This is a genomic window from Bacillus marasmi (assembly GCF_902168435.1).
Taxonomy (GTDB): Bacteria; Bacillota; Bacilli; order Bacillales; family Cytobacillaceae; genus Bacillus_BU; species Bacillus_BU marasmi.
Map to the genome: position 1 here is coordinate 77,463 of NZ_LR656178.1, position 18,575 is coordinate 96,037.

The window sequence follows — 18,575 nt, forward strand, 5'->3', positions numbered from 1 at the left end:
ATTCTATGAATCAACTCGTAAAAGCACTCTTAATTGTGATTGGAACATTGTCAATTGCACTTGGAGTAATTGGAATTATCATCCCCTTACTACCAACAACACCGCTTTTGTTACTAGGAGCGGCGTGTTACATTCGCTCCTCTGAAAAATTGTACAAGCTGTTGCTGAAAAATAAATGGCTCGGAGGCTATATTGAGGATTTTCAAAAGAAGAAGGGAATCACGCTGAAAAATAAAGTGATTAGTATTACGGCACTTTGGCTTTCTATGGGAATCTCACTTTATTTTTCCATTACAACCCTTTGGATGAGTATTTTGTTGGTCATCATAGCAGTATCAGTTAGTGCATTCATCTTGTCATTCCGTACTTTATAATTAGAAAAAGCAGAGAATCATATCAATGTGACTCTCTGCTTTATAGTAATGGTTATTTTAATCCTTCAATCTCCACTTTTTTCGCCGGTAAGAAATCTTCTTCCGTATCCATGTATGTTACTTTCACAACGTCACCTTCTTTTAAGTAAATAGCAAGTGGGCTATTTTCTGAAGAGATAGTGTAATTTTTATTATTATCAAGGAGAAAGCTTACAATCGTAAATTCACCTGATTTCTCTTTATAAACACGTACAACCGTCCCGCTAGCCTGTTTTTCATCTGCTTTTGAGCTTCCTTTTACCGTGCTGCCACCACGTTGAAGAGCTGTTTTATATTGCTTCAGCGCTTCATTCGGAGTGCTTCCATATACTGATATTTCAGGATTTGCTGCTGAAACGATGAAGTAATTTTGTAAGAAACCATTTGAATCAAGAACAGGTGATAACCAGCTTGCTTCACCATAGAAATTATAGAGGATAGGCATGGCTCCATACCATTTTTTCTCGATAAATTTCTTCTCTATAATTTGGAGTGCCCCTTGTGAATCCATGTACGATTCTTCCATATTTCCAGTATAATATGTTGCCTCACCAGTGCGAGCATTCGTTAATGAGTAGCCAAGCATCGAATCGACGCCTTCCTTCGGACTTGTGAAATCGGTAAAATAAAACATTTCTCCATTTTCATCGAAAATTGGACTTACATTTGCTTCTGTTCCTTCATCAGAAGGGAGCTTTACATCAGATTTACCGAACTTGCTGTTCCAAAATCCGTGAATATAATTTCCAAAATAACTATTTTGCAAACTTACAACCTCTGGTGAAACAGCTCCATCAATAAATTCTGGCACTTTTTTTAATGAGTAGGAATCTGTTTTCCCCGTTTTAGGGTCGACCATAACAATCCCTTTAACTTCAAACCCGTTACGAGCAGAGATAAACTCCCCATAGGAACGGATATAAAAAGGAGTTCCGTCGTCATCGATTTCTAATTGAACATCACCATAAAAAATGGCATTTGGATATTGCATACGCATATGTCTTTCAATTTGCTTGTTAAAGAATGAAGATGGCGTATAGCTCATTTCAGATTTTACGAACTTTGGATTTGCAGATGAATCCGTTGCACTGACGGTAAAATAACCTGGAGTTACATCTCCATTCATCCATTTAAAGAAACCGGAAAATTCAACTGGAGCAATGTAAACATATTTTCCATCAATTTTCTGGATTTGAAGATTCCCTAATTCATAATAACTAGTGTTTGGAACCTGTCCAAATGCCTTTTTCATTTTATTTCGGGCAAATTGCGGAGGTACGCTTGCAGGCGTTTCTTTTTCATCAAAGGTCTCTATTTCTACTTTTTGTTTCATGTTTGCAGATTCAAATTTTTCGTTTGCATTAAAGACAAATGCAGTAAGGAAATAAACTCCAATCGCAAAGCTTGCTAAAAATAACAATCCTTTAATCTTTTGCTCTAATCCGGTTGAAAAAATGGCTCCGACAGCAGCGAAAACTATGGCAGGAGCCCATAATATCGTTATGTTTCGGTCTAGATTTGTAATATAAAACGTCGCAAGAACTATGACTGAAAATAAGATAATAGTTCCGAGTAAAAATGTTGCAGACGGCTGTTTAACACCTTTTGCCTTTGGGCTAGAAAAGGGTACTAGTAACAGCGCAAATATTAATCCCGCAATAAGTGAAAAAAGAAAAAAATTCCCCATAATCATTCTCCTTCATGAATGTCATAGTATCTATTACGTTTAACATAACAAAAAGTTTCAAGTAAAGAAAACGAGATACAAAATGCATGGAAAAATATACAATTAATGGATATTTAGTGTCAAATTTTCGACTATCTTGTCAGAATATTTAAATTTTACCCCAAATAATGTTACGGTTAGTATATGGAATAGCCACTTACAACGTGGTTAAGGTTATAAAGCATTTAATACTATTAAATGCTAATAACCATTTCTATAGAAATGGAGGAAACTAGATGAAACCAAAATATCTAACATCGATCAATCAAATTGATGGACTGACAAATGAAGAGAAGGAAGAGTTAAAGCCGATTACTGATCAATTTGCTTTCCGATCAAATAGCTATTATTTAAATTTAATTGATTGGGAGGATCCTAATGACCCAATCAGAAAAATAATCATCCCTAACAATGGTGAGCTTTTAGAGTACGGAAAATGGGATGCCTGTGATGAGGAAACAAATTATGTTGTGCCAGGATGTCAGCATAAATATCAAGCTACTGCACTTTTAGTGATATCCGAAGTTTGTGGAGGGTATTGTCGTTATTGCTTCCGTAAGAGACTATTTATTAATGATGTGAAGGAAGCGAATATAGATTTTACACCAGGGCTTCATTATATCCGCGAACATCAAGAAATTAGTAACGTCCTATTGACTGGTGGAGATTCACTAATGCTATCTACCAAAAAACTCAGTAACATTATTGAGCAACTTCGAAAAATTGATCATGTAAAAATCATTCGATTAGGATCCAAGCTACCTGCATATAACCCAATGAGAATATATGAAGATAAAGAACTATTAGAACTCATTCGAAACAATTCTACTCCCGAAAAAAGAATATATGTTATGTCACACATCAATCATCCCCGAGAGCTTACTTCTGAAACTAAACAAGCGTTTCAAGCATTAATCGAAGCTGGTGCAATAGTCATGAATCAGACGCCTGTATTAAGAGGCATAAATGATGATTCAGATGTGTTGGCCGATCTTCTCAGTCAATTATCATGGATTGGAGTTAACCCATACTATTTCTTTATTAATCGACCTGTAGCAGGAAATTACGATTTCGTGCTTCCTTTGGAAGAAGCCTATACATTAGTTGAAGAGGCAAAAGCCAAAACCTCGGGATTAGGTAAAAGGGTACGATTAGTAATGAGCCATAGTTCAGGTAAAATTGAAATACTAGCGATTCAAGCTGGAAAAGCCTATTTAAAGTATCATCAATCTAAGGAAGGGAACTATGGCAAATTAATGGTCTTGGATTGTCCAAATGATGCAAGTTGGTTTGACGACCTACCTGGCAATGAGTTGTATTGGAAAAAATATACAAACACTCAAGAACAATGTGTTCTTCAGGAAGTATAAATATTCATTATTCGTTACACCGTTTGAATTAGCCGACTTACTCTTTGAACAAATGATTTGATTAACGAATTTGTTTCCTCTGCTGCTTTTGTTGGTAGCTGATGTTTGGCGTTTTGGATCAACTGTAGCTGACTATTTGGAACCCTTGATTCAATCATTCGTGCATACTGATGAAATTGTCTGTTCTTCTCACCATATAGTAACAGTGTCGGTGTGCTAATTTTCCCTATTGATTGGGTACTTTGATAAGTTAAACTTGATTGATAATATTGCCTAATATTATCGGAACAACCTTTTTTCGACTCGCTCAAAAGTTCACGAAACATTGATTTATTGTCAGCATTGCTAAAACAGATTGCATATCTCAACGGAGTTATCAATTTGGTTTTTGAAAATAGTATAGCTAGCTGAAGTTCTTGCTTTAGTCTCCAATCATTAACCTCAGGCATAGGTGCAAGCAATATGGCTCCTTTTGCTCGGTGTGGATAGGTTAGCAAAAAGTCTAGCACGACTGTACCGCCTGTGGAATAGCCACATAGGAAGGCTTGCGTGATTTGTAAATGGTCCAATAATTGCTTTATGTCTTTTGATATTCGCGAATGGGTGACAGGTTCTTTCGAAAAAGAACTATTGCCGTGTCCGCGGATATCAAAGACAATCGTTTGGAACTCCTTTGATAGCTCGTTGACCTGATACTTAAAGTTCGAGCTAGTTAACAAAGGGGGATGAACAAAGACGATTGGAACACCTTCTCCTTGAACCTGATAGTAAAGATTTGTTCCTTCAACCTTTAATTTTGGCAATGAGTATTACCTCCGTTTCAAAAAAATTCCTCTATCTTTTTTATCTTTTTTATCCATAAAAACGAAGTATAAGAACAAATTGATTTAACATTACATGTCAAGATTTTTTACTATTATATTCTTTGTCTAAAAAACAAGAAAAATTCTCCTTCCTTTCATGAAAATGGTGTAAAAATTCCAATAATTTGATAAATTAGTTGTTGGGTATTATTTTTGTAAAAAATTAGTAGAGAATATGTGGTTAGATGAAAAAACATTCCCTACTAATCTAGTTAAGGAGGAGAAGTTTTCATGAACATCAAGAGCTTTGCACTATTTTTGTGTTTGCTATTGTTAGTATCATTCACGTTGTTTGGCTGCTCTGCAGAGGATGCTGCATCAAAATCTGAAAAAGAAAGCGAAAATACTAACAACGTACAAGAAGAAAAAGATGAGGGAACAGAGGTAGCACAATCGATAAAAGACATTTTAAAGGAAAACCCAGGCAAGTACTCAGGCACAAAGTACAATAAAGCAATAGTCCACAAAGAATTAAATGAATCAAATTTTCAAGATAAGGATAGCTTTCAAATCTATAATGCACTTCTAGCATTGATGCGAGAAGGAGAAAATTATCGACCTTATTATAAGTTTTTTGAAAAGTTTAATCCTGAAATTGAAACGAAAATTAGCCAAATACCTGGTGGAATGAAGCTAAATAAGAATGGTGAGGTTGCCTTAAATGCAAATATTGCTATTTTGCTAGATGCGAGTGGCAGTATGGCACAGCAGGTAGGTGGAAGGTCGAAAATGGACTTAGCAAAGGAAGCAATTAATAATTTTGTTGCTTCAATGCCAGAGGGAGCAAACGTTTCACTTCGTGTATACGGTCATAAGGGGAGCAATAGTGACAGTGATAAAGAATTGTCCTGTGGTAGTACTGAGCTTGTGTATGATTTAAAGGCTTATAATCAAGGGGAGTTTTCCGAATCTCTTGGCAGCTTTCAACCAACTGGTTGGACACCAATCGCCAAGGCCATAAACGAAGCCAAGGCTGATTTTGAAAAAGCAGACAAGCCTGGGCAAAATATCATATACGTCGTAAGCGATGGGGTTGAAACCTGTGACGGAGACCCTGTTCAGGCGGCAAAGTCATTGCATGATTCAGAAATTGAGGCAGTTGTCAATATTATTGGTTTTAACGTTGATAGCGCGGGTCAAAAGCAGCTCTTAGAGGTTGCACAAGCCGGTGGTGGTGAATTTGAAACAGTTGATTCTGCTGAAGATTTTAATCGTATCTGGGAAGATGAGCGTCGTCACCTCTGGAATGAATGGTGGGACTGGAGCAATAAGAATTGGAATAAAGTTTGGGATGAGCAAAATAAAAAATCCAATAACCTTTGGGAAAAGAACAATAAGTTTGGTAGTTTAGCCTACGATGAGCAAAATCGTTTAAGTGAAGCCGCCTATTATTTAAATGATCAAGAGCAAATCAGCTATGATATCCGTGTTGAAGTGGATAGTTTAATTGATCAGCGTTATGAGATCATTAAGAAATACCAAGAAGAAAACTATGAAAGTTTAAAAGACGAGCTAAAAACTAATGGAGAAAACCTGAAAAACGCCATTAAGGAAAAGGGCGAGGAAATGAAGAAGAAATACGAAGATTAAAAAATAATAGCTTGCATCCATTGATAATTAGTGGATGCAAGCTTTTTCTTTGGTTTGATATGTCTTACAATTGTTAGTACTATATATTTGATTTCGCCCATTAAGCTTAGCTTGGTATAAAGCTTGGTCTGCTTGATGAATGATGTCTTCAGGTGTTGAATGAACATCAGGAACTATGGTAGCGATTCCAACACTGATTGTAACAAATGGACTGATGTCAGATTGTATATGCGGTAGTTCTAGTTCCTCGACTAAGGCCCTAACCTTTTCGCCAATGATCACAGCATCCTTCATATTGGAATTTGGAACGATAATGGCAAATTCCTCGCCCCCATAACGTGCCGGTAGACATATCGGTAGTTCAGTGATTCCGCAGAGAACTTTAGCGACACTTTTCAAGCAATTATCCCCATTGATGTGCCCGTATGTGTCATTATATTTTTTAAAGAAGTCGATATCAATTAGGATAAGGGAAAGAGATTGCTTGAATTTTTTAGCAATCTTCAACTCTATCAATAGCTGTTCATCGAAGGAGCGACGATTAGCAATACCAGTTAAACCATCACGGTTTGATCGGTATTCCAGTTCTTGATTTAATTCAATGAGCTTCTGTTCAGTTTCCTTGCGTTCGGTAATATCATTCACCATTCCAATTACATAAGTAAGATCGCCTTCGTTATTTGGAAATAACGATGAAGTTACTTCACCCCATACAATTTGACCATCTTTACGGATATATCGTTTTTCTAATGTGTAGGAATCGATTTCTTGGTTCACCAGTTGATGCAACAAATCATAATTTACTTTGGCATCATCAGGCACACTAATATCGTTTAATGTTAGTGATGTTAATTCCTCTTCAGAATATCCTAACATTTCTAGTAATTTAGGGTTCACCATAACAGGTCGTCCGTTTTCATCAATGAGGGATACGCCAATTCCTGCTTTTTCAAAAATGGTTTGAAATCGTTTTTTATTTGCTTCAAGTTGTTTCGTTTGGTATTTATTTTTATCATGCATTTTCCCTAACATCCAAAAGATGGGGAAGTATATCGCAAATAGAACCATCTGAAAAATCAAACTATGTGTATCAGTTAATTTGAGGTGATCATGGGAAATCCAAACAATTACTTGGAGCATAACAAGAAATATCCCAATCATTCTTCCGTTAAATTTCATGCTCCACCACCTTTGAAAGTATATAAATATAATATCATAAGCACCTTAATATTTTACCATTTCAATGCATCTGCATAACTTTGGTATTTGTATTTTGTTTGAACAAGGAATAATAAAACCTGTGGTGATTCACCACAGGTTTAGTATTTTATTTCTTCTTTAGTTTAGATGGGTTATTAATTTTATAAGCGATGGACCCCTCAAACAGAAGTGCTTCGTCATCAATATCCTTACCTTTAGGTAGGGATTTCTTTACGATTTTACCATCAAATTCAAGAGACTCGCCGGGAGCAAGTTCGAATTTCTTCAAGGTTTTGCTATGAGCACACCAGGCAAGACCAACCTCTAATGGAGCCTCGCTTTCAACGATGACATTTTCAAGTACAACCACTTCGTCATTTTCCTCATTAAAATGATTCCAACTAAGGGCAAACTGCTTTACCTGTGCCGTAAAATGAACCTTTTCCTCTGGTAAAACAAGCTTTGGTGCTTTTTCTTTTTTAGGTTTTGTAGCTTTCGTTTTGCTTGATACGGACGCTAAGGATTTGGTCATCGATTCGGGTGAAGATTGCGTTTCATTATTTGCAGCATTCGTATCAGCGAGTGATGCTTCCATTTGATCCGTAGTTGTCTGTATCATCAGTTCTTTACCAAAATTTGAAGACTGCATTTCTTTTAATAACGCAGGGTTGATGCAAGATAGGTGTCCATCTTGAAATTGAATCACAAGTGTATCATGTTCACCAGTTATCCCATAGGATTCATAGCCAATAATTGTTACAAGACGTTGCAACGTACGCTCCTTGTACCAAAATTCCTTCTTAACCTCCTTAGCTCCGCTTAAACCCCATTCGCGAACCTTCTCAGCATAATGTCTCTCATCAGTAAAATGTATGTATTCACCTTTTGGTGGTATGTAGTGAGTTGTATTGGCATTTTCGATATGCGGTAAAATAATCGCCATGGTTCCACATCCTTTCTAGCTTTATTTTACAATGGTTAAAGTATAAAAAGCCAACGCAATTGTCCTCGTGAAGTATTTCGGAATCAGAAATAATATATTTGAATTGTTTCGTGCTTCAATGTAAGATTTTATTTGAACCAAAAAAATACATTAAAGGTGCGCAAACATGTCATTTACTATCATCCTATCGGTTATTATTTCAATTGTTCTTTACGGACTGATTTGCTATTATATCGGTCGAAACGGTTGGGCTTTACTAAATTCAACTCCATTAGGCAAATACAAAAAGAGCTATATTAGCTTTATCGTGTTTTTATCGCTTTCAATCTTTATTGGAATCATGTTACCTTTTAACGTTTTTCAATGGATAAGTGGTTATTGGATGATGCTATTAAGCTACAGTCTCCTGATTTTACCGCTAGCAAATTTGCTTTATTTTTTATTAAAAAAGAAATATAAGCTATCAATTGGAATAGGAGTAATTGCAGTTTTCATATTTATTTTTCTATATGGTTCATACAATGCTTGGATTCCAACTGTGCGCAATTACACGATAGAGATTAACAAAAAATCTGAACGTAAGGATCTAAAAATCTTAATGGCCTCTGATATTCATTTAGGGCAGTTGGTAGGAAAAAGCCATCTTGAGCGATTAGTGAAATTGGTTGGAGAAGAAAAACCGGATATAGTGTTATTGCCAGGGGACATCATTAACGATAATATCGAGCCTTATCTTAACCAAAATATGGGAGAGGTGCTAGGGAAAATTGATGCTCCGCTTGGAGTTTATGCGGTTTTGGGTAATCATGACTATTACGGTGATGATAAGGACGAGATTTTAGCTGAAATGGATAAGCTTGGAATTGCTGTATTAATGGACGAATATATTAACATTCAAGATTTTTATGTCGTTGGTAGGAAGGAACATACGGATAACAGTCGAATAAAACTAAATGCCTACCTAAATAATTTGGATAAAAATAAACCAATCATTATGATGGATCATCAGCCAAAGGATTTAAAGGAAGCTAAGGACTTTGGCGCGGACCTTCTGTTGTCTGGCCATACACATAGAGGTCAAATTTGGCCAGCTAGCTTGCTGACAAATTTCATCTATGAAAATGATTATGGATATTTGAAAAAGGGGGAGCTCCATTCCATTGTTTCATCCGGATTTGGATTGTGGGGACCTCCAATTAGAATTGGCACAAAGGCAGAGGTTATGGTCATTCAGGTTGAGTTTGTGGGCAAATAGACACAAGGGGGAAAAGTATGTTTTCACAAGCAGAAAGGGAAGCAGTATATAAAACAATCTATAATCGTCGCGATATTCGCTCATTCTTACCAGATTCGGTTTCGGAGGAGAAACTAAATCGAATATTAAACGCAGCTCATCACGCGCCTTCAGTCGGATTCAGTCAGCCCTGGAATTTTGTTATCATCACTTCAAATGATGTAAAAGAAAAATTGGCATGGGCTGCCGATAAGGAAAGAAGGGCACTTGCCATTCATTATGAGGAAAATGAAGAAAAAGAATCAAAATTTTTAGGCTTAAAAATTCAAGGTCTGAAGGAAGCACCCATCACCATTTGTGTAACCTGTGATCCAACGAGAGGTGGCTCGCATGTGCTCGGTAGAAATTCTATTCCAGAAACCGATGCGCTATCGACTGCCTGTGCCATTCAAAATATGTGGTTGGCGGCCTGTGTAGAAGGTTTGGCGATGGGCTGGGTGAGCTTTTATAAGAAGAATGATGTTCGAGACATCTTAAATTTACCACCGCATATTGATCCGTTGGCGCTCATTTCAATTGGCTATACTGACCATTATCCAGAGAAACCGTTATTAGAGCTTGCTAATTGGGAGAAACGCCAGGAATTAGAGCCGCTAATTTTCCATAATCAATGGGGAGAAAAGTAATATATAAAAGCTGGCTGGGACAGAACTAAATGATTTTATGGAAGACAATATTAAAGTTCCTTGGTGATTTTCATGAAGGTGCGAGAAAAAATAAGCGGAGAATTTCCCGTTATTGTATGTAAGGGGAGCTAATTGATCTGAAATAAGAGGAGAATTTCCGCTTAACTGCTCCTAAAAAGACAAAATAATGTGATTTTTATGAAATAAGGGGAAAAACTCCTTTTATATGAAGGGAAATATGGGTATTTCCCAAAATAAGCGGAATTCTTCCGCTTATTTTTAAACACAAACAAACTGGTTATCAGACTCATTGCAAAAAAATTTGCACACAGTTATTTTAAGGTAGTGCATATTGAAAAAAGAATAAAAAAACTGAACTATTTTGAAATTCCATGTAAGAATTTCCTAATAGTTCGGTTTTTTGTTTAGCTGAAATACTTATGTCCCAGCCTCTTTTATTAAGATGTTTGCTGTTCTTGCTCGTGATCTTGTTCGATGATGTGGATAAGCGAGCTTCTTTTCACCCAGTATTGGAAGTTATCAACAGGAAAGACACCTCTACAGTTGGAGTTATACATTTGAACAACAACGCTTTCCGGGGTTAATTCAACAATCTTTAGCTTTGCGGCGTTGCTAATATTGGGAATAAAACTGGAGGTAATTTCAAACTCCATATTGTTTACTAATTTTAACATCATTTGTCTCCTTCATTAACATAGTTTCACAGTGTATTCTCTCCAGTTATTAGAGATTTATCCATAAAACGGATAAATTGACCAATAAAAAATGACATAACCAGCTCGGGCTATATCATATCATTCATTCTATATGTTTTGTACTTGTTCATCAAATAATTGTTTTTGCTTCGTAATAATTTCGATGGCTTGATCTGAAACAGAGCTTAATTCTTGATATAACTCTTTGGATGATTTACCATCTCCCTCTTGGACCTCCTGAAATACTTGTTCAGCAAGCTTCCGTCTCTTATGTCCGATTTCTCGTAACTCGTCACCGAGTCGTTCAAACTGCATTCGATCCATACAACAACCTCCTGGTTTTGAGACTGATATCTCAAAAAACAATATGTATCATTAGGTTATCCGAATCAAGTAATACTATTCTTTATTTATTCAATTGCTTTAAAATGATGTTCTCAAGAGTTCGCCATGGAAGGAGTTTTTTTAAAATAATGTTTTGTTTGACCCCTTTACCAATCGGATAGCGAAGCTTGGGTGATTTTTTCATAGTCGATATGTCTGCAACAAGTTTTGCCACATCATATGGATTTCCGTGATTTGCTTTTCCTGCTTTGACCTGGTTTAAGATCTGATTCATGTACTGATGATAGGGTGAATCCTGATTAACGGGTATTGAGTCAACACTCGACCAAATATTGGTTGAAAAGGAACCAGGTTCAATTAGGACAACATCAATACCAAATGGCTTTAACTCAAGACGCAAGCTTTCGCTATAGCCTTCAAGGGCATGCTTTGAGGCAACATAGGGCGACATTCCTGGAAAGCCAATTTTTCCACTAATACTGCTCATGTTGATGATTTTACCATAGCCTTGATTGCGCATGATAGGGAGGAGAGCATTAGTTACGTTGATGACGCCAAAAAAATTAGTTTCAAATTGCTGTCGGTAGTGATCAACAGGAATTTCCTCACTGAAACCACCAAGTGCATAACCTGCATTATTAACTAGCACATCAATGGTTGAGTACTCGGATAAATGCTCTGTAAACTGTTGGATGCTTTCGATTGAAGTGACGTCAAGGAGGTGAAAAGAAATTAAGTTTGAGATTCCTTCTTTCTTGGCGAGTTCCTCAAGCTGTTTGGCTTTTGAGAGGTCTCGTACCGTCGCGATGACGTGGAAATGGCGCTTGGCTAGCTCTATTGCACTTAATAACCCAAAGCCACTAGATGCCCCTGTGATGATCGCGGTTTTATGGTTCATTTTAATCTCCTTCATTGTGCTTTTCTTTATTTTAACTGGAGAAATCGTTATGGAGCAATGGAAAGGAGATAAAGCGGCCCAAATATTGGTCCGCTTTTTTTCGTAATAGGAGTTAAAAGTTTTTATTTTTCAAATCGCGTTTGGTGATTTCGCTTCTTATGTCCGTATCTTTGTTAAACTCAGTGTCCTGACGTTTGTTATTTGGGTATTTGTTCATACGTTCACGATTGTCATTCTTATTAGTCATAATAAAAACCTCCGTTTTTAATAAAGCTTGTGATAAATTTGAATGTTGACTCCCGCTCCTATCACCGTGGCAAAAAATCAACACTGTGCATAAAACACAGCCTAAATAAAAAATAGGAAAGGACCCGAGTCGGGCCCATTCCATGGAAAACAACAAAGACCAGAGATAGAGGAGGGATGTTATGGTATATAACGACCTAACCCTACTGGTTTTGTTGGTTACGCAATGATTGTTCACCCAGGGCAATGAGTCGTTTTGTCATCTCGCCACCGACTGAACCATTTGCACGTGCGGTCGTATCAGCACCAAGTTGAACACCAAACTCATTGGCAATTTCTGCTTTCATTTGCTGTAATGCGTTTTCTGAACCAGGAACCAAAAGTTTGTTTCTAGCCATGATCCATCACTCCCGCCGCATATTTTTTGAGCTATATGAATAGCTCATTGTTTAATTTCCCCGTAATCCGAATCGTGATTCCCTGTATTTTTTTCCTAAAAGTTGCACTATTTAAATATTTTTTTAAAATTGCTAATTGTAAAACTTGTTATTATGTGGTAATTTTCTATATGTTAACTAAAATATTATTTAAGTTTACAAAAAACAAATGCTTTTACTTTAATAAAAAGGGGACAAGAAGGATGGAAGTAACAACAAAGAAAGATTGGAAAACACTAGCTCAAAGTATTATTGATGGATATCAAATTACAGAAGATGAAGCACTTGCGATTGTCCAAGCGAAGGATGAGGAAGTTCTTGAAATCATGAATGCTGCCTATATGATTCGTCACCATTATTTTGGGAATAAAGTAAAGCTTAACATGATTATTAATACTAAATCTGGTTTATGTGCAGAGGATTGCGGATATTGCTCGCAATCAATCGTGTCAGATGCACCGATTGAAAAATATGGCTGGTTATCTAAAGAGGAGATCGTTGCGGGGGCACAGGAATCTATTCGCCGTAAAGCAGGCACATACTGCATCGTTGCATCTGGACGTCGTCCAACTGATCGCGAAATTGACCATGTTGTCGAAGCTGTTCAAGAAATTAGCCAAACTACAGATTTAAAAATTTGCTGCTGTCTTGGCTTTTTAAATGAAGAACACGCGAAAAAGCTTTCAGCTGCAGGGGTTCATCGTTATAATCACAACATTAACACAAGCAAAGCGAACTATGAAAATGTATGTTCTACTCATACATACGAAGACCGTGTTGATACAGTGGAAACTGCTAAAGATGCTGGAATGTCACCATGTTCAGGTGCAATTTTCGGAATGGGTGAAACAGATCTTGAAGCGGTACAAGTTGCAACAACTTTACGCCAATTAGATACAGACTCAATTCCTTGTAATTTCTTAAACCCAATTGAAGGAACTCCGTTAGAGGGACAAAAGCAGTTAAATCCGCGTAAATGCCTGAAGCTATTGGCCATGATGCGATTTGTAAATCCAACTAAAGAAATTCGTATGAGCGGTGGACGCGAAGTGAATTTCCGCTCTTTACAAGCTCTAGGTTTGTTTGCGGCGAATTCAATTTTCGTTGGTGACTACTTAACTACTGCTGGTCAAGAGCCAACTGCTGACTGGGGCATGATTGAAGATCTTGGCTTTGAAATCGAGCAATGTGCTCTATAATATGTTTTAAGGATTTGTCAATTACAACCTCTAGTAGCTGTAATTTGTGTCTTGATGGTGTAAAAAGCATCGAATTACAGTTTCATAACAGAAGATTGTCTGCTTAGATGGTATGAATAACACAAAAACGCACCACCTAGAACCGCAAACAGCAGGCTAGGTGGTGCGATAAACTTATAAAAACGATTAAATTTTACGTTCGACTTGAACGAGCATCGTTTGGTGGGCATTACCCTTTGCCAACGGTGTTTTTCGTTGGCTCGTTAAAACGTTGGCACAGCCGCCTGTGTCGACACCATTTCTATCAGGTTTATACCAAGCACCAGCTTGCATTGCTACAACGCCAGGCATAATTCGGACCGTTACTTGAACTGGCATGAGGATGGTGCCACGATCATTATAAATCTTGATTTTATCTCCAGATTTAATTTTACGTTTTTCGGCGTCAACTGGGTTCATCCAGAGAACTTGTTCAGTTAAATCCTTTTGCCAAGGATGATTGGCAAAACATGAATTTGCTCTATTTTTCGCTTTCCAGGTGATGCATTGGAGTGGATACTTTTCAGTCAACGGATCACTCGGACCTTCCCATTCTGGAACGTATTTTGGAATAGCCGGAATTTCGGAGTGTTCCATATCATACAACGCCTTTGAGAACAGTTCGATTTTTCCAGAAGGGGTTTCGAAAGGATGATTGGCTGGATCTTCAATCTGATCTTTAAAAGCAATCCTCGGCTTATCATAACGCCACATATGAACTCTTGATTTTTTCAACTCATCTAGGGTAGGGGCACTAGGCTCAACCTTTTTGGTTTCTTCTAAAATGAATTTAATCCAACCTAACTCGTCTCGTCCTTCAGTAAATTCCTTTTCTACGCCAAGCTTTTTAGCTACCTCAGCTAGCCATTCATAATCGGAGCGAGATTCAAAATAATTATCAACGACCTTTTCAGAAAGAACAAAGTAATCACCGGATGCCCAAGTTTCTCCTAAATTCCAACGTTCGAAGAAGGTATTCTCCGGAAGCAGGATATCGGCAAACTTAGCACTTGGCGATAAGAAGTTATCACTTACGACAATAAACTCCACTAGACTTTCATCTTCAAGGATTTTGATTGTTTTATTGATGTCAGGCTGCTGGTTGACCAAATAGTTTCCAGCTAGATTAATAATCAATTTCACATTCGTTGTTAATTGGTCAACTCCTTGTAGACCATCTTCAGGTGTAATCGACTTGGCATCAGTAATTGCATCTGTCCAGGACATAATTGAAATAGATGCTTTTGCTGGATTTTCAGGAATCGGAACGCCAACAGGGAATTTACGTGGGATTCCACCGTAACCCGAAGCCCATGCACCTGCTTTACCGACGTTACCAGTAATGGTGGCTAGCATAGTACCGCCACGGGCAATCCGTTCACCGCTTGCATGACGTTGTGGCCCCCAGCCTTGAATAAGAGCAGCCGGCTTAGCATTGGCATATTCACGAGCAAATTCACGAATTTTTTCTGCTGGTACTTTACAGATGGCTTCAGCCCATTCTGGTGTTTTTTCAATTCCATCCTTTTGACCGAAAAGGTAAGCAACTAATGATTCATTTGCTGGTACTCCATCAGGCATATGGTCTTCATCAAAGCCCACTACGAACTGATCAAGGAAGGCTTTGTCATGGAGGTTTTCTTTTACAATTACATAAGCCATTGCATCCATTAAAGCATTATCGGTTCCTGGTAAAAGCGGTATCCATTCATCTGCATAAGCTTGTCCAGAGTTTGAATAACGAGGATCCACTAGGATAAACTTGATACCCTTTTCTTTTAGTTTTTTAAAGTAATGATTTGTGTGACCAAAGATTGTCTCAGCTGGATTATGCCCCCAAAGCACGACTAACTTTGTGTGCTCAAGCGTATCAAGACTGCTTCCTGTTGCGGCTGTTCCATAAGTGTAAGGAGTCGCAGCTGCTGTATTCCCCATACTGACGGAATGGTAGTAATTTAAATAACCACCAGTCATCGCCATAAGACGGCGTGCAAAATTCGCACCCATCATTGTTCCGCCTGAGACCGCGGTACCTTGATGAACATAGCGTGCGGTTGGACCATAGGTTTCAGTAATCCGCTTCGTTTCATTCGCAATCGTATCAATTGCTTCTTCCCAGGAAATTCGTTCAAATTTTCCTTCACCACGTTTGCCCACGCGTTTCATTGGATATTTCAATCTGTCTGGATGGTACTGATATTTGCGGTAACCACGACCTCGAACACAGGCCTTCATGTATGGATTCGATTCATCTAATTCTTCATCAGTCCTTGTGCTAATTCGAGTGATAACCCCGTCCTGCACATGTGCTTTGATCACACATTTTCCACCGCAATCAAAGGTACTGCAGGTAGGAATGATGGTTTCTGGACCGCTACTTACTCCAGGACTTTTCGTTTTCGTTAGCCGTTTCGAAGCCCAAATACCTCCGCCCGCGAGTGCAGGTATGGAGAGTGCACCGGTCCATTTTAATAAACTTCTTCTTGAAAGTTTTTTATCTGCTAGTTCTTTTGCAAGTGTTTTATTTTCATCACTCATAAGCTAATTCCTCCTTCAGCTGGCTCGTTAATTCTATTTCAAGCTCTAAATACTCCATTAATAACTGAGAAACTCCCTTGAAAAGGTCATTTTCTGCTGCTTCACTTAATCGTTCGCATAATAGCGGGCCCCAAACTAATAAGTGCTCCTGCAAAAATGAAAGCTGTTCATCCATATAAAAGCTCTTACTAGCGTGATCCGTGCTTAATAATGTTTGTAGTATTAAATAGCTTAGAAATTCTAACTCAGTCACGATATGGTCGTCAGGCTCATTATTTTCTCGGACAAAGCTTAAACCATGCTTCCGATAGCATTCTCTTACTTGAATAGTCTGTTCATCGAACATAATATGTTCTCTGCTTAAGTAAACGGATTCCCAAAGTGGAGCGGGTAAATTGCCCGGACCTATAAAGAGTCGAGTGTACTCTTCTCTAACTGAGTTGACGGTATTTCCCTCACCTAAAAGGTAGGTGGTGATTCCCTCTTGAATGGTTTGACAAGAGTGGCTAATTTCACATAAATAATGGAAGCGGGGATCTTCGGCTATTTCCATGAAGTTTTCACGGTCAGGTGGGACATCCATGATACGTCGGATTAATTGATTAATGTACAATCTACTTTGTAAAATCGAAACAGTATCTGTATGAAGCTTAATTTCTGTACCTGTAAACATGGTTGAATTCCTTTCTATTACTTTATTAAAATAGTAATATATGTTAATCATAGCTAGTAAATATTATCTTTTTCTTAAAAAAATGGAATGTAATATAAATTTCATTAGTTTTTTAATAAAATATGGATGATGAGAATAGGTATCAATTATATGAAAAAAGCTGAAGGACTAATAATGTCCAACAGCTCAGTTTGATTTTAATAAAAATAAGGAAACGGGATGATGAAAGGGGCGACGAAAACTGTATAGGGGAAACGACGACGACGGAAACGGCGAAAACGCCTTCTACCGTAACCACCACCAAATCCTCCATACACCCGTGTTTCTGGTGATTCCATTACATCTTCTTCCACCGTTTCTGGAACTAATATCGTTACATTCCTATCATCCATATCTTCGAGAATTCCTTCAATTTGCTGACCATTTGCCATCGTACCAATAACATGAAAGTTCATATACTTATGACAAGCACTTTTTACGTTACGGAATTCATCATCACGATAATATAAATGTCCGTGATGATTGCCAAACTCATTTTGATGATACATAACAAATCCCTCCTCAGTGTATAGGGTATTCAGGGGAGCTAATACTTGTTAAATTCAAAAAGAGTGAATGAATCTATTTTTTAATGAACTATTGAATGGATTGTGTTATAATAAACTGGTTTCAAATTATGTTAAAATATTAATGCCACATTTTAATAAAGAGGTTCTAGCTACCCTCTCAAAAAAACTAAGGAAAACAGTACTGCTTTCTTAGTAGTGCTGTTTTTTTATGTAAAGGAGCATGAAGAAATGAAAAACGACAAGGCCGTAGTAGTTTTTAGCGGAGGCCAAGACAGTACAACATGTTTATTTTGGGCCATGCAGCAATTTAAAGAAGTTGTCGCTGTTACCTTCGATTATAACCAGCGACATATCACTGAAATTCAATGTGCAAAAAATATTACGAAAGAACTAGGAATTAAACACCATATATTAGATATGTCCTTACTTAACCAGTTAGCTCCTAATGCTTTAACAAGAGCTGATATTGAGGTCAAGGATGGAGAAGAAGGAGGGCTTCCTTCGACATTTGTACCTGGGCGTAACCTATTGTTTATGTCCTTCGCAGGGGTGCTTGCCTATCAAATCGGTGCAAAACATATTGTGACTGGCGTTTGTGAAACAGATTTTAGTGGTTATCCCGATTGCCGAGATTCTTTTATTAAATCTCTGAATGTCTCGTTAAACCTTGCGATGGATAAATCATTTGTGATTCATACACCACTAATGTGGTTAAATAAAGCAGAAACATGGAAGCTTGCTGACGAGCTTAATGCGTTTAATTTTGTCAGAGAAAAGACATTAACCTGCTATAACGGTGTTATCGCTGATGGCTGTGGTGAGTGTCCGGCTTGCAAGCTCCGTCAAAAAGGTTTAGAGGACTATTTAACTGAAAGAAAGGAGCAATAAAA

At 37.6% G+C, this 18,575-nt stretch carries 19 protein-coding genes and 1 riboswitch; of the genes, 7 read left to right on the forward strand and 12 right to left on the reverse strand.

The genetic code is table 11. The features are described from left to right. The first annotated feature begins 5 nt into the window (after positions 1 to 5). Positions 6 to 374 carry a YbaN family protein gene (locus FXW34_RS18440; RefSeq protein WP_147535526.1) on the forward strand — a complete coding sequence of 123 codons (369 nt, stop codon included), beginning with the start codon at positions 6 to 8 and terminating at the stop codon, positions 372 to 374. A gap of 52 nt (positions 375 to 426) precedes the next feature. Here the strand turns inward: FXW34_RS18440 and FXW34_RS18445 are convergent, their stop codons facing one another. After that, the gene (locus tag FXW34_RS18445) at positions 427 to 2,100 is read right to left on the reverse strand and encodes a hypothetical protein (RefSeq protein WP_147535527.1); all 1,674 of its coding nucleotides are present in this window, start codon (positions 2,098 to 2,100) and stop codon (positions 427 to 429) included. A gap of 275 nt (positions 2,101 to 2,375) precedes the next feature. Here FXW34_RS18445 and FXW34_RS18450 point away from each other — a divergent pair, with 275 nt between their 5' ends. After that, positions 2,376 to 3,509, forward strand: a complete 1,134-nt coding sequence (locus FXW34_RS18450; protein WP_147535528.1) for a KamA family radical SAM protein — start codon at positions 2,376 to 2,378, stop codon at positions 3,507 to 3,509. A gap of 14 nt (positions 3,510 to 3,523) precedes the next feature. Here the strand turns inward: FXW34_RS18450 and FXW34_RS18455 are convergent, their stop codons facing one another. After that, positions 3,524 to 4,312, reverse strand: a complete 789-nt coding sequence (locus tag FXW34_RS18455; protein WP_147535529.1) for an alpha/beta fold hydrolase — start codon at positions 4,310 to 4,312, stop codon at positions 3,524 to 3,526. 291 nt (positions 4,313 to 4,603) lie between these two features. On the opposite strand from FXW34_RS18455, the gene FXW34_RS18460 reads away from it, so the two are divergent. Then, on the forward strand, positions 4,604 to 5,962 hold the full coding sequence (locus tag FXW34_RS18460; protein ID WP_147535530.1) for a VWA domain-containing protein: 1,359 nt from the start codon (positions 4,604 to 4,606) through the stop codon (positions 5,960 to 5,962). 27 nt (positions 5,963 to 5,989) lie between these two features. On the opposite strand, the gene FXW34_RS18465 is transcribed toward FXW34_RS18460, so the two are convergent. Together FXW34_RS18465 and FXW34_RS18470 are read right to left on the reverse strand one after the other, a co-directional pair. Beyond that, complete coding sequence (locus FXW34_RS18465) at positions 5,990 to 7,141, reverse strand: sensor domain-containing diguanylate cyclase (RefSeq protein WP_147535531.1); 1,152 nt, start codon at positions 7,139 to 7,141, stop codon at positions 5,990 to 5,992. A gap of 148 nt (positions 7,142 to 7,289) precedes the next feature. After that, on the reverse strand, positions 7,290 to 8,105 hold the full coding sequence (locus FXW34_RS18470) for a hypothetical protein (protein ID WP_147535532.1): 816 nt from the start codon (positions 8,103 to 8,105) through the stop codon (positions 7,290 to 7,292). A 166-nt stretch (positions 8,106 to 8,271) separates the two neighbouring features. Between FXW34_RS18470 and FXW34_RS18475 the strand changes: the two genes are divergently transcribed. Further along, positions 8,272 to 9,360 carry a metallophosphoesterase gene (locus tag FXW34_RS18475; RefSeq protein ID WP_147535533.1) on the forward strand — a complete coding sequence of 363 codons (1,089 nt, stop codon included), beginning with the start codon at positions 8,272 to 8,274 and terminating at the stop codon, positions 9,358 to 9,360. Between the two features lie 17 nt (positions 9,361 to 9,377). Continuing rightward, positions 9,378 to 10,025 carry a 5,6-dimethylbenzimidazole synthase gene (gene bluB / locus FXW34_RS18480; protein ID WP_147535534.1) on the forward strand — a complete coding sequence of 216 codons (648 nt, stop codon included), beginning with the start codon at positions 9,378 to 9,380 and terminating at the stop codon, positions 10,023 to 10,025. 458 nt (positions 10,026 to 10,483) lie between these two features. Here the strand turns inward: bluB and FXW34_RS18485 are convergent, their stop codons facing one another. From FXW34_RS18485 to FXW34_RS18500, 5 genes are all read right to left on the reverse strand, one after another. Beyond that, positions 10,484 to 10,720 carry a hypothetical protein gene (locus tag FXW34_RS18485; protein ID WP_147535535.1) on the reverse strand — a complete coding sequence of 79 codons (237 nt, stop codon included), beginning with the start codon at positions 10,718 to 10,720 and terminating at the stop codon, positions 10,484 to 10,486. 129 nt (positions 10,721 to 10,849) lie between these two features. Beyond that, positions 10,850 to 11,065, reverse strand: coding sequence for a hypothetical protein (locus FXW34_RS18490; RefSeq protein WP_147535536.1), 216 nt, complete (start codon positions 11,063 to 11,065; stop codon positions 10,850 to 10,852). Between the two features lie 82 nt (positions 11,066 to 11,147). After that, positions 11,148 to 11,984, reverse strand: a complete 837-nt coding sequence (locus FXW34_RS18495; RefSeq protein ID WP_222705337.1) for an oxidoreductase — start codon at positions 11,982 to 11,984, stop codon at positions 11,148 to 11,150. A gap of 112 nt (positions 11,985 to 12,096) precedes the next feature. After that, complete coding sequence (locus FXW34_RS23610) at positions 12,097 to 12,231, reverse strand: hypothetical protein (protein ID WP_281292948.1); 135 nt, start codon at positions 12,229 to 12,231, stop codon at positions 12,097 to 12,099. Positions 12,232 to 12,433: 202 nt separating this feature from the next. Beyond that, complete coding sequence (locus FXW34_RS18500) at positions 12,434 to 12,628, reverse strand: alpha/beta-type small acid-soluble spore protein (RefSeq protein ID WP_147535538.1); 195 nt, start codon at positions 12,626 to 12,628, stop codon at positions 12,434 to 12,436. Positions 12,629 to 12,870: 242 nt separating this feature from the next. Here FXW34_RS18500 and bioB point away from each other — a divergent pair, with 242 nt between their 5' ends. Beyond that, positions 12,871 to 13,866 carry a biotin synthase BioB gene (bioB, locus tag FXW34_RS18505; protein ID WP_147535539.1) on the forward strand — a complete coding sequence of 332 codons (996 nt, stop codon included), beginning with the start codon at positions 12,871 to 12,873 and terminating at the stop codon, positions 13,864 to 13,866. A 186-nt stretch (positions 13,867 to 14,052) separates the two neighbouring features. On the opposite strand, the gene FXW34_RS18510 is transcribed toward bioB, so the two are convergent. The 3 genes from FXW34_RS18510 to FXW34_RS18520 form a co-directional block, all read right to left on the reverse strand. Further along, positions 14,053 to 16,443, reverse strand: a complete 2,391-nt coding sequence (locus FXW34_RS18510; RefSeq protein ID WP_147535540.1) for a DMSO/selenate family reductase complex A subunit — start codon at positions 16,441 to 16,443, stop codon at positions 14,053 to 14,055. Continuing rightward, the gene (locus tag FXW34_RS18515) at positions 16,436 to 17,116 is read right to left on the reverse strand and encodes a TorD/DmsD family molecular chaperone (RefSeq protein ID WP_187119027.1); all 681 of its coding nucleotides are present in this window, start codon (positions 17,114 to 17,116) and stop codon (positions 16,436 to 16,438) included. The genes FXW34_RS18510 and FXW34_RS18515 overlap by 8 nt, the downstream gene beginning before the upstream one ends. Before the next feature lie 197 nt (positions 17,117 to 17,313). Then, positions 17,314 to 17,664, reverse strand: a complete 351-nt coding sequence (locus tag FXW34_RS18520) for a hypothetical protein (protein ID WP_147535542.1) — start codon at positions 17,662 to 17,664, stop codon at positions 17,314 to 17,316. Positions 17,665 to 17,818: 154 nt separating this feature from the next. Beyond that, positions 17,819 to 17,861, forward strand: a riboswitch (PreQ1 riboswitch). A 52-nt stretch (positions 17,862 to 17,913) separates the two neighbouring features. Between FXW34_RS18520 and queC the strand changes: the two genes are divergently transcribed. Further along, positions 17,914 to 18,573, forward strand: a complete 660-nt coding sequence (gene queC, locus FXW34_RS18525; RefSeq protein ID WP_147535543.1) for a 7-cyano-7-deazaguanine synthase QueC — start codon at positions 17,914 to 17,916, stop codon at positions 18,571 to 18,573. Positions 18,574 to 18,575 lie beyond the last annotated feature (2 nt).